Annotated in this window: 11 protein-coding genes and 1 pseudogene; 6 read left to right on the plus strand and 6 right to left on the minus strand. The window is 69.0% G+C overall.

The annotated features are described in order from the left end of the window. Positions 1–71: 71 nt before the first annotated feature. From ETD85_RS51730 to ETD85_RS51735, 3 genes are all read left to right on the plus strand, one after another. Positions 72–1,274, plus strand: coding sequence for a hypothetical protein (locus ETD85_RS51730; RefSeq protein WP_138697221.1), 1,203 nt, complete (start codon positions 72–74; stop codon positions 1,272–1,274). Positions 1,275–1,820: 546 nt separating this feature from the next. After that, positions 1,821–2,015: a hypothetical protein gene (locus ETD85_RS66390; protein WP_240779986.1), complete on the plus strand. Its 195-nt coding sequence runs from the start codon at positions 1,821–1,823 to the stop codon at positions 2,013–2,015. Between the two features lie 33 nt (positions 2,016–2,048). Next, positions 2,049–2,840, plus strand: coding sequence for an iron-containing redox enzyme family protein (locus tag ETD85_RS51735; RefSeq protein ID WP_240779987.1), 792 nt, complete (start codon positions 2,049–2,051; stop codon positions 2,838–2,840). 400 nt (positions 2,841–3,240) lie between these two features. Here the strand turns inward: ETD85_RS51735 and ETD85_RS51740 are convergent, their stop codons facing one another. The 3 genes from ETD85_RS51740 to ETD85_RS51750 form a co-directional block, all read right to left on the minus strand. Beyond that, positions 3,241–3,840 (minus strand): TetR/AcrR family transcriptional regulator, encoded by a 600-nt coding sequence (locus tag ETD85_RS51740; protein WP_138697222.1) that lies wholly within the window; start codon positions 3,838–3,840, stop codon positions 3,241–3,243. Positions 3,841–3,970: 130 nt separating this feature from the next. After that, positions 3,971–5,215: an FAD-dependent monooxygenase gene (locus ETD85_RS51745; protein WP_170247320.1), complete on the minus strand. Its 1,245-nt coding sequence runs from the start codon at positions 5,213–5,215 to the stop codon at positions 3,971–3,973. 586 nt (positions 5,216–5,801) lie between these two features. Then, positions 5,802–6,215, minus strand: coding sequence for a hypothetical protein (locus ETD85_RS51750; protein ID WP_138697224.1), 414 nt, complete (start codon positions 6,213–6,215; stop codon positions 5,802–5,804). 572 nt (positions 6,216–6,787) lie between these two features. Here ETD85_RS51750 and ETD85_RS51755 point away from each other — a divergent pair. Genes ETD85_RS51755 through ETD85_RS51765 form a run of 3 tightly spaced genes read left to right on the plus strand, consistent with a single transcriptional unit; the run spans position 6,788 to position 8,444 of the window. Next, on the plus strand, positions 6,788–7,429 hold the full coding sequence (locus tag ETD85_RS51755; RefSeq protein ID WP_138697225.1) for a hypothetical protein: 642 nt from the start codon (positions 6,788–6,790) through the stop codon (positions 7,427–7,429). After that, the gene (locus ETD85_RS51760; RefSeq protein WP_138697226.1) at positions 7,426–7,824 is read left to right on the plus strand and encodes a phage holin family protein; all 399 of its coding nucleotides are present in this window, start codon (positions 7,426–7,428) and stop codon (positions 7,822–7,824) included. Before ETD85_RS51755 ends, ETD85_RS51760 begins: the two co-directional genes overlap by 4 nt. Continuing rightward, the gene (locus tag ETD85_RS51765; RefSeq protein WP_138697227.1) at positions 7,800–8,444 is read left to right on the plus strand and encodes a DUF3618 domain-containing protein; all 645 of its coding nucleotides are present in this window, start codon (positions 7,800–7,802) and stop codon (positions 8,442–8,444) included. Before ETD85_RS51760 ends, ETD85_RS51765 begins: the two co-directional genes overlap by 25 nt. A 1,882-nt stretch (positions 8,445–10,326) precedes the next feature. On the opposite strand, the gene ETD85_RS51770 is transcribed toward ETD85_RS51765, so the two are convergent. From ETD85_RS51770 to ETD85_RS63950, 3 genes and pseudogenes are all read right to left on the minus strand, one after another. Then, a complete protein-coding gene (locus ETD85_RS51770) occupies positions 10,327–11,775 on the minus strand; it encodes a serine/threonine-protein kinase (protein ID WP_138697228.1) in 1,449 nt (482 codons plus the stop codon). Next, positions 11,775–13,208, minus strand: a complete 1,434-nt coding sequence (locus ETD85_RS51775) for a serine/threonine-protein kinase (protein ID WP_170247321.1) — start codon at positions 13,206–13,208, stop codon at positions 11,775–11,777. Before ETD85_RS51775 ends, ETD85_RS51770 begins: the two co-directional genes overlap by 1 nt. A 294-nt stretch (positions 13,209–13,502) precedes the next feature. Beyond that, positions 13,503–13,813 (minus strand): annotated as a pseudogene (locus tag ETD85_RS63950) (PQQ-binding-like beta-propeller repeat protein); the annotation flags it as partial.

Below are 13,813 nucleotides of genomic sequence, written 5' to 3' on the forward strand. Positions count from 1 at the left end.
GCCTCGGGTAGGGCGGGCGGGCAGCGCGCTACGCCGGCACAACAGGACCAGCGCGAAGGAGCGCACCCACCATGACCTTCAACCCACTGCACGAGCGGGGCATCCCGCTGGACAAGCAACTGCGCAACTGGCGCGAGCTGAACGTCACCCCGATCGACCCGGACCACGCGGACCCGTACACGCGGTGCCGGATCATCACGATGAACGGGATCGAGGTCGAGGCGATTCTGTTCAGCCACCAGCTCGCCCGGCACTGCCCGGACCTGGAGCTCAAGCAGCACCTGGCCCGGGTCCGCTACATCGAGGCCCAGCAACAGAAGGTCGTCAACTGGCTGCTGCCCGGTCTGGCCTCAGTGCTGGAGACGACGATCGCTTATGAGCAGGTGGCGGTGGACCTGACGGCCTGGGTGGCGCGCATGGAGCCGGACGCCTACCTGAAACAGGCCTACCAATTCGGCGTGCTGGAGGACTTCGACCACCTCTACCGCTACGCCAACCTGTACGAGATGATCGAGCACCGCAAGGCCGAGAAGATCGTCGATCAGCTCACCGAGGTCATGCCAGGCCGCCCGACGCACCTGCACCACCGCGACCCGATCGACAACGTACGGGAGCCTTACGACCGCGAGAACACCGCGCCCATCTCCAAGCTGCACGCCCTGACGATCATGTCGGCCGAGCAGCAGACGATGAACTTCTACATGAACGTCGGCCCCACCTACATGGAGCCCATCGCCCGGCAGCTCTACCAGGAGATCGGCCTCATCGAGGAGGAGCACGTCACCCACTACGAATCCCTGGTCGACCCCGGCGAAAGCTGGTGGGAGATGCTGCTCAACCACGAATACAACGAGTGCTACCTCTACCACTCCTTCATGGAGACCGAGTCCGATCCCAAGGTGAAGAACATCTGGGAGCTGCACCTCAACATGGAGCTGGAGCACCTGCGGCTGGCCGCCGAACTGTTCAAGAAGCACGACGGGCGCGACCCGGAGCAGGTCTGCGCCCCCGAGCTGCCGGCGCCGGTCACGTTCGAGCCGAACAAGGCCTACCTGCGCGACCTGATCGCCACCCAGATCGACTACACGACCCTGGGCACGGGCTACGTACAGGAGGCCCACGAGCGCTTCGAGAAGATGCAGCAAGCCCTCATGAACGGCGAGAAGGCGCCGTCGGAGCGGATCATCGACGACAACCGGGCGAAATCCGGCCACGAGTACCGGCTCCAGACCGAAGGCGAGCACCCGGTGCCCAGTCTGGCCGCCAACCGCTGAGGCGCCCGGTCTCCTCCGCCTCCCGGCACAGTCGGCTGCGAAGCTGCTGCGGGAGGCGGAGGCGGCTGGGAGAGTCGCGGTGAGGAGATCCGGCCGCAGGTGCAAGCGTCTGAGGCACCGCGAGTCATCGAGCCCGGCGCCCCTGGTGAGCACCGTCCTCGTCCTCCGCTGAAGACGGGGGAGGACGAGGACGGAAACCTGGTCAAGTTTGCGCCAATCCCCACATCCGGCCATCACGCACGCTGAGCTGCCGCAGGAACGCATGAGCGGACAGGAGTCCGCACGCGTACCCGCTGGGGCGCACGCCTGACCGAGCACGTGGCGGCCGGCGTGGCGTCCGGCCGGTGACAACCACGCCGGGCCGGCGCTTCGCGCGGGAGGCGGAGACAGCGGGTGCAACGCTGCCGGCAGTGTGACAGGTGGTGTTAGTGGGCTTTGACCTGGGGCAGATGAGGCTGACAACACCGCATACGGGGGATGAAGTGTTGCATTCGAGGCTCAGGATAGACGCGTGATGCGGCGAGATCATTGCGTGGGAGGTGCGTGATGCGGTTGCCCGCCCCGCGTGGCCCGATGACGGCCGCGCTCTTCGACCGGCTCGGCCGTCGTCCCGGAGAGGTGCACCTCCCGCCGGTGGCACCCGCGCCCGAGCAGGCGCTGCACGACGACGACCTCCAGCTCGCCCTGTTCGCGTGTTACGAGCTGCACTACCGCGGCTTCGAGGGGGCGGATGAGCGCTGAGAGTGGCAGCCTTCGCTGCTGGCCGCCCGCAGCGTGCTCGAACGCAGTCTCGAAAGCGCGCTCGCGCTGGCCGTGCCGAGACCGGCGGACGTGCCGCCCGACAAGGTGCGCGGTGCGCTGACCGACCTGGTAGCACAGGACGACGGCCCATCGGTGGCGACTTACCTGCAGCGCGAGGCCGGCATCGAGCAGTTCCGAGAGTTCGTCACGCATCGCTCGATCTACCACCTCAAGGAGGCCGACCCGCATACCTGGGCGATCCCGCGCCTGCACGGCGGACCGAAGGCGGCCCTGGTGGAGATCCAGGCCGACGAGTACGGCGGCGGCCGTCCCGAGCGAATGCACGCTGAGCTGTTCAGATCCACCATGACCGCCATCGGCCTGGACGACGGCTACGGCGCCTACCTCGACCGGGTGCCCGGCATCACACTGGCGATCTCCAACACCATGTCACTGTTCGGGCTGCACCGGCGCCTGCGCGGCGCTCTGGCGGGTCACCTGGCCGCGCTGGAGATGACCTCGTCGCTGCCCAATCGCCGTTACGCCACCGCGCTGCGCAGGCTGGGCGGCGACCAGGAGGCCACCCGCTTCTACGACGAGCACGTTCAGGCGGACGCCGTGCACGAGCAGATCGCCGCGCACGAGCTGTGCGCGGGCCTGGCCGCGCAGGAGCCGGCGCTGGCCGGCGACATCCTGTACGGGGCCGCCTGCGCGCTCACGCTCGAACGCCACTGGGCCGAGCACGTGCTGACTCGCTGGCGGCAGGGCACAACCTCGTTGCGGCACCACGACACCGAACGCCGGGCGGCCAAGGGAGCCGCCTGAAGATTCAGTGGCTGTCTTTCAACTCCGCTAAACAATCTTCGTGAACACCTGACGCAGACACCTCGCCCGGAACTCGGCGGGTAGCCGGGAGGCGTTGCTGCGCCCGGCCCCCTCAGAACCGTGCGTGCCACTCCTCGCGGCACACGGCTCAAGCAAGCCCCGGAGGGCGGTTCAGGATGATGCTGGCTCCTGCGCTGGCGGGCGAGGACCCCGCGAAGGCAGGGGGAGTGCACAAGGCGAGACCAGGACCTGCAGTAGCGGCGGGCGACCGTCCACTCCCGCGCGACCGCAGGGTCGACCGCGGCTACCTCGTACCGCCCAGCTCACGAATCAGTCCGCGCACAGCGCTTCCAGCGTGGCGTCGTCGACCGGCGGCGCCGCCCAGTCGGACACCTTGTGCTCAGGGACGGATTCCTGGCTCCGCACCGACGGTGATCGCCTCGACGATCTCCCGGACGGCCGAGGAGTCGGGCAGCGCACCGAGCTCTCCGGCGAACAGCAGGTGACCGGTGCCGATCAGGGTCAGGGCAAGGGTGCGAACGTCCGCGTCCGCCGTGACACGACCGACGCGGCGCTCAGCATCCAGGTAGGCCGCGAGGCCGGTGCCGGCCTCGGTGAGGATGGGAATGCCGTACGGGGTCGTCGCGCGCAATAGGGACCGCAGATCGTCACGGGCCATCATGATGCCCACCAGGCCAAGGTTCACCGGCGTGAAGATGCGGGTCAGAGCCTCAGCCAGATGGGAGACCACAGTGGCCGAGCCGGCCGCCTCCGTCAGCGCGTCGATCTCTGCTTCGAGGCGGGCGATGCGGTCGCGGACGAGCTCGGCCACGAAGTCGTCGAAGTGCGCGAAGTGACGGTGCAGCACTCCCTTGGAGACCCCCGCCTCGTCCGTCACGGCGCGACTGGTCAGTCCGCGGACGCCGTCGCGCATCAGGACCCGCTCGGCGGCGGCGAAGAGCTGCGCCCGTGCATCGCGTAGGGCTACACCCGTTGGCATGAGTCCTCCTGCGAGCAATTGACGAATGGGCGTGCGCCTATTCGGCGTGGGCGCATGGTCACTTTACCGCCGCTTGCTGCTCATTCGCTTCTCAGCCAGCCGGCCATCGCGGACGCTGTCCTACCACGTATCAGGACGGAAGCTCCAGAGCCTGCCGCCCATGCTCGAAGCCGTGCGCTCGATCGCCGGTCACGCGTTGGAGGTAGTCGACCACGGATTGGTCGTCCCAGCTGCCTCCCGCGAGGGCGACGTAGCCGTCAGGGCGGATCAGCACGAGACCGTTGCCGTCGACCCCATAGAGATCGTGTGCCTCTCGCGCTGAGTCGATGAGTGCGCTTTCGCCGTCGCTGCAGGGGAGCCCCGGAAGGAGAATGCGATGCGTGCGGACCTCGCCGCGCCGACCCTCGCTCAGCTGGGGTGCGGGTTTGAGACCGAAGACGAGCAGCGTGAAGTGCGTGCCGTGGAACAGATCGAACAGCCTCACCTGCTCGCCGCTCGCCGGCTCGATGCAGCGAGCGTCCGGGGCGCGATCGCCGGCACGGATGCCGATCGCCTCATCCAGGTCGCGGGTCAGGCTGCTGCCCCGGTAGGTGATGCTCAGCTGGCTGACGTCGCTGAACGGGTCCCGGCCTTGGAACGCGCCGACAATGCGCTCCGACACGCGTGCGGAGTCGTCGCTGCTCCAGAACCTGCCCCGGGCGGTGGTCGAGGCCAGCACATGCTCGGCGATCGGCAGACGCTCCTCCTCATAGGTGTCCAGCAGCGGTTCGGGCGCTCCGCGCAGGACGTGCGCGAGCTTCCAGCCGAGGTTGTAGGCGTCTTGTACGCCCGTGTTCATACCTTGGCCGCCGGCAGGCGTGTGCACGTGGGCGGCGTCTCCCGCCAGGAAGACGCGGCCGTCTCGATACCGGTCCACCATACGGATGTTGACGTGGTACACCGAGAGGTAGACCGCATCGTGGAAGCGCACCCCCGGCATGCCGACCCGCTGCGAGAAGATGTCGGCGAAGGTCTCCACCGAGACCGCGGAGGACCCCTGGCCTCCGTCCGGCGGCAGCGGTGCGGTGAAGAACCAGGTTCCGCTCCTCGGCATCGGGGCCAGGGTCAGCATGCCGCCGCCGGAGCCGTTGGCCCACATGTGTGCGACCGAGGCGTCCAGTCCGTCGACGCGGAGATTGCCGAACAGCATCCGCTGCTGCTCCCACGTCTCCCCGAGGAAGTCGATCCCGACCTGCTTGCGCACGGTGCTGCCGCCGCCGTCGCATCCGATGAGGTAGCGCGCCCGAATGTCCTGGTGCTGCCCATCGAATCGGACGGATGCCGTGACCTGGTCGCGGTCCTGGGCGAGCTCGACCAGTTCGCCGCCGAGTTCCACCCGTGCCCCGGCCAGGCGAAAAAGTCGACGTCAACGACCCGCCCCAGGTCGACGGCTGGTGGCAGCTCATCGCCCCGCGCGACACACGCCGCGCGGACTCTTGGACAGCGAGCCGGCTCGTGACGATGCGCATGCGTCACCCGAAAACGAGCGCTCGCAGCCAGTGATCGCGTCCGGCACCGGCCAGGGTGAGGGCCATGAGCGCTACGGCCGGTGACGTTGGTGGCGGTGATCACGGGTACGCCTGACAGGGCTACCGCTCGGGCGGGACGCAAGGCAGCTCTGGGTAACGGGCGTGACCCTGCGTCTTCTCAGAACGAGCGCAGCATCTCGCGCTGACCAGTGACACCAACAGACGTGGGCCTGCACGGTTCAGACGCCGTCCTCCTCCGCGACGGCGGAAGGCGCGTCCTGGGGCAGTGCCGCCGCTGCGAGCGGCGAAGGACCCAGGCGCCATCCGTCCGATCTGTAGCCGGGCAGGTACGTGATAACGGCCTGCTATCACATACATGCGCGTGACCACGGATGGGATCGATAGGCGGTCTGGCCTGCCTGGAGGCCTCACGCCCCGTGGGGGGCCATTGCCTTATTCGGACAGGGGTGTACGGGCGTTCCGGTCGGCGTGGTTCTGCTGCCACTGCTCCATGAATTCCCGGAGGGGCGTGTTCACCAGGAGCAGGAACTCGGCGGCGACGCTGAAGCGGGCGCCGGCCGGGGTTGCGGCCCCGAGGATCTGGGCCGCACGGTGTGATGCGGCGATCAGGGTGTCGTTCTGCTGCACGGCCGCGAGGGTGGAGCGGACCCAGAGCTCGTCGTCGACGACGTAGCGTTCGCGGCGCCCGCCCGGAGTGCGTTCCCGCTTGATGAGCCCCTGCTGTTCGAGGAGCGTGGCGAAGGATTCCGTGAGGTCCTGGACCGCCCGGGGATGCCTGGTCGAGCTGGTCCGATAGAAAGATTCGACCAGGTTCCGCCCCTTCGAGCGCGCACCTTTGTTGGTCATATACGGAAAAGGGAACGTGTGGCGCAAGCGATCAGCATGGGCCGTCATGCGGCGCAGAGTGAGCCGAGGGCACCGATGCTCAGCCGGGCGGCCCACCTCTTTTGGCCAGGAGGTCGTGGTACGTGCGGCACGGCCGATCTCCAGCACGCCTGGTAGGCCAGGAGAGAGGTGGTGCGGGTGACGGGCGACAAGATGGCCTCGGTGGAGGCGGGGCGGGTGGTGTGCTTGATGACCTGTCGTAGCTGGTGGCGAGGATGTCCCAACGGACCGGCCGTCGTACAGCGGATCGGAGCATGCCTCCCTGCCCCGACGTCGTCCACCGAAACGACGCGAACTTTCTGCGGAAATCTGCTGTTCACGCAAATATCAAATAAATCCACGTCGCAGTACTTATGTGGGGCGTTTATCGCGAATAAACGATCATTATGATTTGACTTCTGCAAATGAACGAGTTTCCCGGAGATGTGTAGGGCAGTCAGGGTGGCACCTACCGCGATGGCAGAGGAGCCACCCCGATGAGTGAATTCCCGACATCCGGCCGCAGCGGATACTCTGGCTCCGATCAAGGCACAGTGGATCGTGCCAAGGCAGCCGCGGCCGACACCGCCCACACCGCCACCCAGCAGGCCCGCCACGTCGGCGGCGAGCTCAAGGCACAGGCCGGTCAGGCCGTCGGCCAGCTGCGGGGACGAGTGCGCGACGAGGCCGACTCCCAAAGCCGCCGGGCCGCGCAGAATCTGCGCCAGTGGGCCGACGACCTGCATGGGATGACCGAGAGCGGCAAGCCCGACAGCCCCGTGCAGGGGGTGCTCCAGCAGGTCGCCGGTACCGGCCACAAAGCCGCGGACTACCTGGAGGATCGGGGCTTCGGCGGCGCCGCCAGCGACGTACAGGACTTCGCGCGCCGCCGTCCTGGACTCTTCCTGGCGGGCGCGCTGGCAGCCGGCTTCCTCTTCGGCCGCCTGGCCAAAGCAGGCACGAAGGCCGCCCAGGACGACGAGCAGTGGCAGGACCTCCCGCGTACCGGGACGCCCGCGACCGCCGCCGCGCCGCCAACCCCGGTGCGCCATGACCCGGTCACCCCGGTGACGCCGCCCCCGGCGACCGCCACGCCCTTAACGTACGGAACGGTGCCGGAAGCGCCCACAACGCCGGTGACGCCGCCCGTCTCGTATTCGGACCCGACCCGCTATCCGGACGGTGACGTCCGATGAGCACGCCTGATTCGACTTCCCAACCCTCGCTCGGCGACCTCGTCAGCGATCTCGGGGGCGACCTGTCCAAGCTGTTCCGCCAAGAGTTGGAACTCGCCAAGACCGAGATCCACGAAGAGGCGGCCAAGGCCGGCAAGGCCGCCGGAATGTTCGGCGGTGCCGGTTTCGCCGGCTGGATGAGCGCGCTGTTCCTGAGCCTCGCCCTCGTCTGGGCGCTGGACGCCGCCATCGACGCCGGGTGGGCCGCGCTTATCGTGGCCCTGCTGTGGGGCATCGCCGCAACGGTGATGTTCGTCATGGGCCGCAACAAACTCCGGACCGTGTCGCCGGTGCCGGAGAAGACCGTACAGACGCTGAAGGAGGACGCGCAGTGGGCACGCGATCTGAAGAACTGAAGCAGGAGATCGAGCAGACCCGCACAGAGATCGCCCGCGATGTCGATCGGCTGGCGGACAAGACCAGCCCCAGCCAGATCCTCCGCCGCAGGACCGAACGCATCAGGACCACAACCCGTAACCTCAAGGAGCGCGTGATGGGCACCTCCGGGCACGCCACCGAACGCATGCACGACACGGCGGGCAGCGTGCGGCACACCCTGTCCGAGGCCGGCGACACCGTGCGCGACAACGCCACCCACGCGGCCGACGTCGTCAGGGACAACGCCGTCCAGGCCGCCGACGTGGTCAAGGCCGCGCCTGAGCGCGCGATGCGCACCACGCAGGGCAACCCGCTGGCAGCCGGTCTGATCGCATTCGGCCTCGGGGCCCTGGCCGCCGCGCTGATCCCCGAGACACGGGCCGAACGACGCGCCGCCCTCCAGGTCAAGGAGCAGGTGGGCGACTACGTCGAGCCCGTCGTCGACTCACTCAAGGAGTCGGCGCAGTCGCTGGGCCAGGAGGCCAAGTCAACCGCGCAGGAGGCGGCCCAGCAGGTCAAGGAGTCGGCCGCGGACGCGGCGCAGACCACGAAGCAGCACGCGCAGGACCAGGCGGCCCGCGTACGTGAGCAGCGCTGATCCCACGACGGGAGACGAATGAGCCGGGCGCGCTTCTGTAGCGCCCGGCTCTACTGCGCACCCGCTCAGTCCTTCGGCAGATCCAGCGAGCAGCCGGAAAGGCCGGCGCGTCCGGCCGGTCACGGAGTCAGGCACGGACCCCCATGGGCGTTGCCGGCGGATCGTCCCGATCGGTTATGGAGGGGGAGATCACACGGCTGTCGCCGCTCAACACGAGTATTTCGAACCGCCGGTCGGCTACAGGCGGAGTCTGGGCGGGCGGGGAGCACGTCAGCGGCGCCGGTCGCGAATCTGGTAGAAGCCGGGGCACCGAGAGCCGAGCCGCCTCATCCAGCCGGCCCCGGGTCTCGGCCATGTGCTGCAGAGCGACCACGGCCGCGTCGCTGGTGGGCTCGCCAGAAACGTTGCTGTTCTGCTCGTCGGCCAGGACCGCCCCATGTGTGGTGCGGGCTCGCCGGTCGGTAGCCGGTCGTCGTCGTCCAGGCTTCCGGTGTCCATGAGGACGGCGAGGTCCTCCTTGTGGATGGGCACTCCGTCGTCGCACCGGCCCGGAGCAGGCGCCGTTGTTGGCCGCATGGTAGATGTCCAGCTTGGCGCCGGCGAGCGGGTTGCCGTGGCCGTCCAGGATCCGGCCGGAGGCGATCAGCGGGGTGCTGGGTTCGTCCGCTGCTGGCCAGTCTGGGGGCCAGTATCGCGGTAGCTGAACCGGCCGTCACCGGCCGTGTGATCGCTGGCCGGCCGAGCTTCGCGCTGATCGGGAATGCGGGCCAAACATGGTGAGATGCCGACCGGCCTTGCGATCGCTCGTCAGACTGGGCGATCAGCCAGGTGGGGGCGGCTGGTCAAGGAGGCGGGGTTGTCGGGGCAGCTTGTGGAGCACACCGAGGGCCGTACGGATCGTCGATGATCGTCAGGCGCAGGGCAGGAGTGACCTCCACAGCCTTGATCACGGATGTGCTCAGGACGACGTTTGCCGGCACCTCGCGCCGGCGGACCGCGCGGCCGGGCGGCATGGCAGCCACGCCACGAGGCGTATGACTTGCACCGCGATGAGCCGGACATGATCCCTCTGCCGCGTGGAGCTGAATCCTGGAGCCTGCTGGTAGGTATAGGACCATTGGCAACAGCACCGGCAGACTCGATACGTCGCGATGGTGCACCGGGTTGTGGCCGCGATTTTCTGGCTGGCGGGGACCGGCCCGGCTTCCCGGGGCTTGGTCGTGGACCGTCATCTCCCCGTCTCTGCCGCGGCGTGGGAGGAGCCGCGGCCGCACTGACCAGGCAGTGCTCGAAGACACGGGCGGCGCGGTAACCCGGGGCTCGAGCGATGTGCGGAGGCCGCTGCCGAGATGGGCTCTCGCAGCGACTCAACTCGACGTGGGAGACGATGGCCTGCTGTGGTCGCCGGCCGGGCGCGGGTAGTTCCGGCCATGCTCGGTGTGTGCTCGTACGACCCGTCACCCGCCGTCAGGAGCCGGCACTGCCGGGCGCACCAAGCGCGCTGTGAGGGACAAGAACAAGGGAACGCGTCGATGTCCCCTGTGGGGTGCCGAAATCCCGTTCATTGGTCTGAGCTGCGATGCCTGCGGTGCGACCATCCACCGGGTGCACTCTCCGGCTGGGAGATCGGGTTCGTCGGCATCCTCACCCCGCGCCAGGCCACCACCGTCAACGAGCCGGTGGGGCAGCAGCCACTTCGCCACCCTCAACGCCCTGGCGACCACGCCTGCCACTCTCGCCATCGCCTTCGGGCCGGCGGGCGGCGCGCTATGGCGGAGGCGGTGGATTCGGCGACCCGCACCACCTGCGGGTAGACGCCGGTACAGGTCGGCTTCCAGCGCGAGTCGAAGGCGCAGGGCCGCACCAAGGCGCCGCGCTGCGCTCACTGGGTGGTGAAGGGCGGGCAGATCTCGAAGGTCACCGAGCGCTGCACCTGTTGCGGAGTCAGCAGCTTGAAGATGATCCGGTTCCGGCTCGGTGAGTCGAATCCCTGGGGCCCGTACTCCTTCTGCGCCGAGTTCAGCGGAAGCGAGGGGCTGCGCCCCTTGTCGACGCCGTTGACGATCCACCGGTAGGTGTAGTCGACGCGCCCACCGGTGGGCTTGAGCACGGCGTAGACGGTCGTGCCGCTGCTCCAGCAGCCCTGACTCAGCTTGGCGCCCTGCATGTGGATCGACACGCTGACTCCGCCGCCGGTCCTGGGTTTTGACGTGGTCTGCGTGGGCTTGGGGGCGGTCGACGTCTGGGCTGTGGGCTTCGTAGTCGTCTCGGGCTCAGCCGTCGGGGTCGGCTTCACCGTGGAGGCGGGGTCCGGTTTCTTGGTCTTCATCCTCGTCGGCGGGGGAGTCGAGGCCGGGGACGAGCTCGGGTGAGCGAATGAGCTCGGCTGACGGGATGAGCCGGGCTGAGCTGTGATGGTCTGTGCGGTCGATGGCGGCCACCACCACACCACCGCTGCGGTGGCCAGGGCCGTGACCGTGGCGCCCCCGACGATCGGCAGCACCAGCATCCGCCTGCCGCCCCGCCGTACGGGCTGAGCCCTGTTCCGCCGTCCCGGGCGCGTGGGCGGCGTGCCGCCCAGCAGGCGGAGCAGGACCTCCTCCATGCCGGGCCGGTCGGCCGGGTCCTTGGCCAGGCAGTCGAGCACGATCTTTCGCAGCGGCGGAGCCAGATCGCCCACGTGCGGCTCGTCGTTCAGGACACGCTTGATCACTGCCGGCATGGTGTCGTTGCCGAACGGCGGGCTGCCCGTCGCGGCGGCGACGATCACCCCGGCCCACGCGAACACGTCGGCCGGTGGCCCCGCCGGCGCACCGGCGAGCTGCTCCGGCGCCATGTAGGCGGGGGTGCCGATGATGCTGCTGGTAACGGTGAGGGAGGTGTCGGTGGCACGGGCGATGCCGAAGTCGATCACCCGAGGGCCACCCGGGCCCAGCAGCACGTTGGCGGGCTTGAAGTCCCGGTGTACCACGCCGGCGCGGTGGATGGCGGCCAGCGCGGTGGCCGTGGCCACCGCCAGCCGCTGCAGGTCGGCGCCGTGGTGGCGGCCCGCCTCCTGGAGCGAGGGACCTTCGACGTATTCGGTGACGATGTACGGCATGCCGCCGAGCGAGGCGTCCAGCACCTGGGCGATGCAGAACGGTTCGACCCGGCGGGCGGCGTCGATCTCCTTGGCCAGCCGCTCGTCCCCGTTCCGCAGCACCTTGACCGCAACCCGCCGGCCGTCCGGGGCCTGGCCCAGGTAGACCACGCCCTGGCCGCCTTCGCCCAGCCGGAACAGGAGCCGATATCGGCCCGCGAACTCCGGGTCTCCGGGAGCCAGGGGGCCCATCAGTCGTCGTCGCAGTTCTCGAAGGTGACGCTGCGCTGGATGCTGACGGGTGAGTTGATCTTCAGCACGACCCGGTGCGTCCCGAGCTCGGTGATGGGGCCGTACTGGGGCAGCTGCGTGGCGCTTTCGCGGGTGCCCCACTGGGAGGTCGCCACGACCTTGCCGTCCAAGATCCAGGAGTACGTGAAGTCGATGCCCGGCGGGCCCTCCACCATGGCCTTCATCAACGTGGCGCCGTAGAGGCAGTCGGAGGGCGGGTGTTTGTTCCCCATCGCCTCCACCGACAGGATCCGGATGTCCGGCCTGGCCGCGGGCTTGGGCGTGCTTCGCACGGTCGGCCGGCTGGTCGTCCGTTGCGTGGCGGGCCTGTCCGTCGATCGTTGTGCCGTGGGTTTCTCGGTCGGCCGCCGCGTGGCGGGCTTCTTGGCTGAGGGCTTCGTCGTGGCGGGTTTCTTGGCCGTGGGTTTCGTGGTGGCCGGCTGGGCCAGGGCGGACAGGGCCGGGCTCGGGCTCGGGTCGCCGGAGAACAGCGCGAGCGCCGCGGTGGTGGCGATCGCGGCGATGGCGACCGCCCCGGCCGTGGCCACCGCCGTACGCCGGCCCGGCGCGGGTCTCCGGCGGCGTGCGGCGGGCACCGGCCCCGGTTCGCCGGGCACCGCCGCCTGGCCGCCGAGCAGGCGCAACATCACATCCTGCATCGTCGGCCGATCGGCGGGATTCTTGGCCAGGCACCGCAGGGCGATGCCGCGCAGCGGTTGCGGGAGGTCGGCGAGCTGGGGTTCGTTGTGCAGAATGCGGTTGATCACCGCGGGCAGCGAGTCCTCGCCGAACGGTGGCGAACCCGTGGCGGCGAAGGTGATCACCGAGGCCCAGGCGAACACGTCGGCCGCCGGGCCGACCAGCTCACCGGCGAGTTGCTCGGGCGCCATATAGGCAGGGGTGCCGACGATGCTGCTGGTGACCGTGCGAGCCTGGTCCATCGCGCGGGCGATGCCGAAGTCGATCACCCGCGGGCCGTCCGCGCCGAGCAGCACGTTGCCGGGCTTGAAGTCCCGGTGGACGATGCCCGCCTGGTGGATCGCGGCCAGCGCGGTGGCCGTGCCCACCGCCAGCCGCTGCAGGTCGGCACCCTGGTGGCGGCCCGCCTCTTGGAGCGAAGGCCCCTGGACGTATTCGGTGACGATGTACGGCACGCCGTCCAGCGAGGCGTCCAGCACCTGGGCGATGCAGAACGGCTGGACCCGGCGGGCGGCGTCGATCTCCTTGACCAGCCGCTCGTCTCCGGTCCGCAGCACTTTGACCGCCACCGGCCTGCCGTCACGCGCTTGACCGAGGTAGACGACACCCTGCCCGCCCTGACCCAGCCGGCCGATCAGACGGTACATGCCGACCACCGGTGGGTCGCCCTGCCGGAGCGGTTCTACGTTCGGCATGACGAGAGTGACTCCAGGGACGACGGCGGCGGATCTCAGCACTGTAGCGACCCACTGCCGATTTGTTGGGCTATATCGAGACATGTTGCGCTACAGGGCATCTGATCCGTGGGCTTCGTGGATGACATCGCGCAGCCCTGGCACGGTGGGATCACGGCGGGGGCAACGTCGCCCATCACCCAGCGGCGGGCATCCTCGAGCCCTCGACCGATGGGTCCTGGGTGGGTACACCGGCCGAGGGACGCTCGCCGCGCCATTTCCTAGGTCATAGGCATGACCATCGCGCGAGATCGGTCAGAGCTTGATCCGCACGAGGTTGCGGGCCTTGAGCGTGTAGAGGGTGTGGCCGTCCGGTGAGGCGGCCAGCATCGGGTCACCGTACGTCTGGGCGGCCAGGCCGGACACGACCGTGGAGACCGTCATCGTCCCGGTGTCGAGGCGGTAGACCTCCTTGCCGTCGGTGCCGTAGATCTTGCCGGCGGCCTGGATCAGCGTGCCGGTTCCTCCGGCCGTCACCGGAACCGGGACGGTCCTGGTGACCTTCTTGCTCCAGGGGTCGAACTCGAAGGCGACGCCGGTGGAGGCGATGCCGTACAGCTTGCCCC

The sequence above is a fragment of the Nonomuraea zeae genome (assembly GCF_005889725.1).
Classification (GTDB): Bacteria; Actinomycetota; Actinomycetes; order Streptosporangiales; family Streptosporangiaceae; genus Nonomuraea; species Nonomuraea zeae.

What these genes read in the sequence shown, in the direction of transcription:
- ETD85_RS51760 (WP_138697226.1), top strand. Translation starts at nt 7,426, where the DNA reads ATGAGCACGCCTGATTCGACTTCCCAACCCTCGCTCGGCGACCTCGTC.
- ETD85_RS51770 (WP_138697228.1), bottom strand. Translation starts at nt 11,775, where the DNA reads ATGGGCCCCCTGGCTCCCGGAGACCCGGAGTTCGCGGGCCGATATCGG.
- ETD85_RS51740 (WP_138697222.1), bottom strand. Translation starts at nt 3,840, where the DNA reads ATGCCAACGGGTGTAGCCCTACGCGATGCACGGGCGCAGCTCTTCGCC.
- ETD85_RS51750 (WP_138697224.1), bottom strand. Translation starts at nt 6,215, where the DNA reads ATGACCAACAAAGGTGCGCGCTCGAAGGGGCGGAACCTGGTCGAATCT.
- ETD85_RS51730 (WP_138697221.1), top strand. Translation starts at nt 72, where the DNA reads ATGACCTTCAACCCACTGCACGAGCGGGGCATCCCGCTGGACAAGCAA.
- ETD85_RS66390 (WP_240779986.1), top strand. Translation starts at nt 1,821, where the DNA reads ATGCGGTTGCCCGCCCCGCGTGGCCCGATGACGGCCGCGCTCTTCGAC.
- ETD85_RS51775 (WP_170247321.1), bottom strand. Translation starts at nt 13,208, where the DNA reads ATGCCGAACGTAGAACCGCTCCGGCAGGGCGACCCACCGGTGGTCGGC.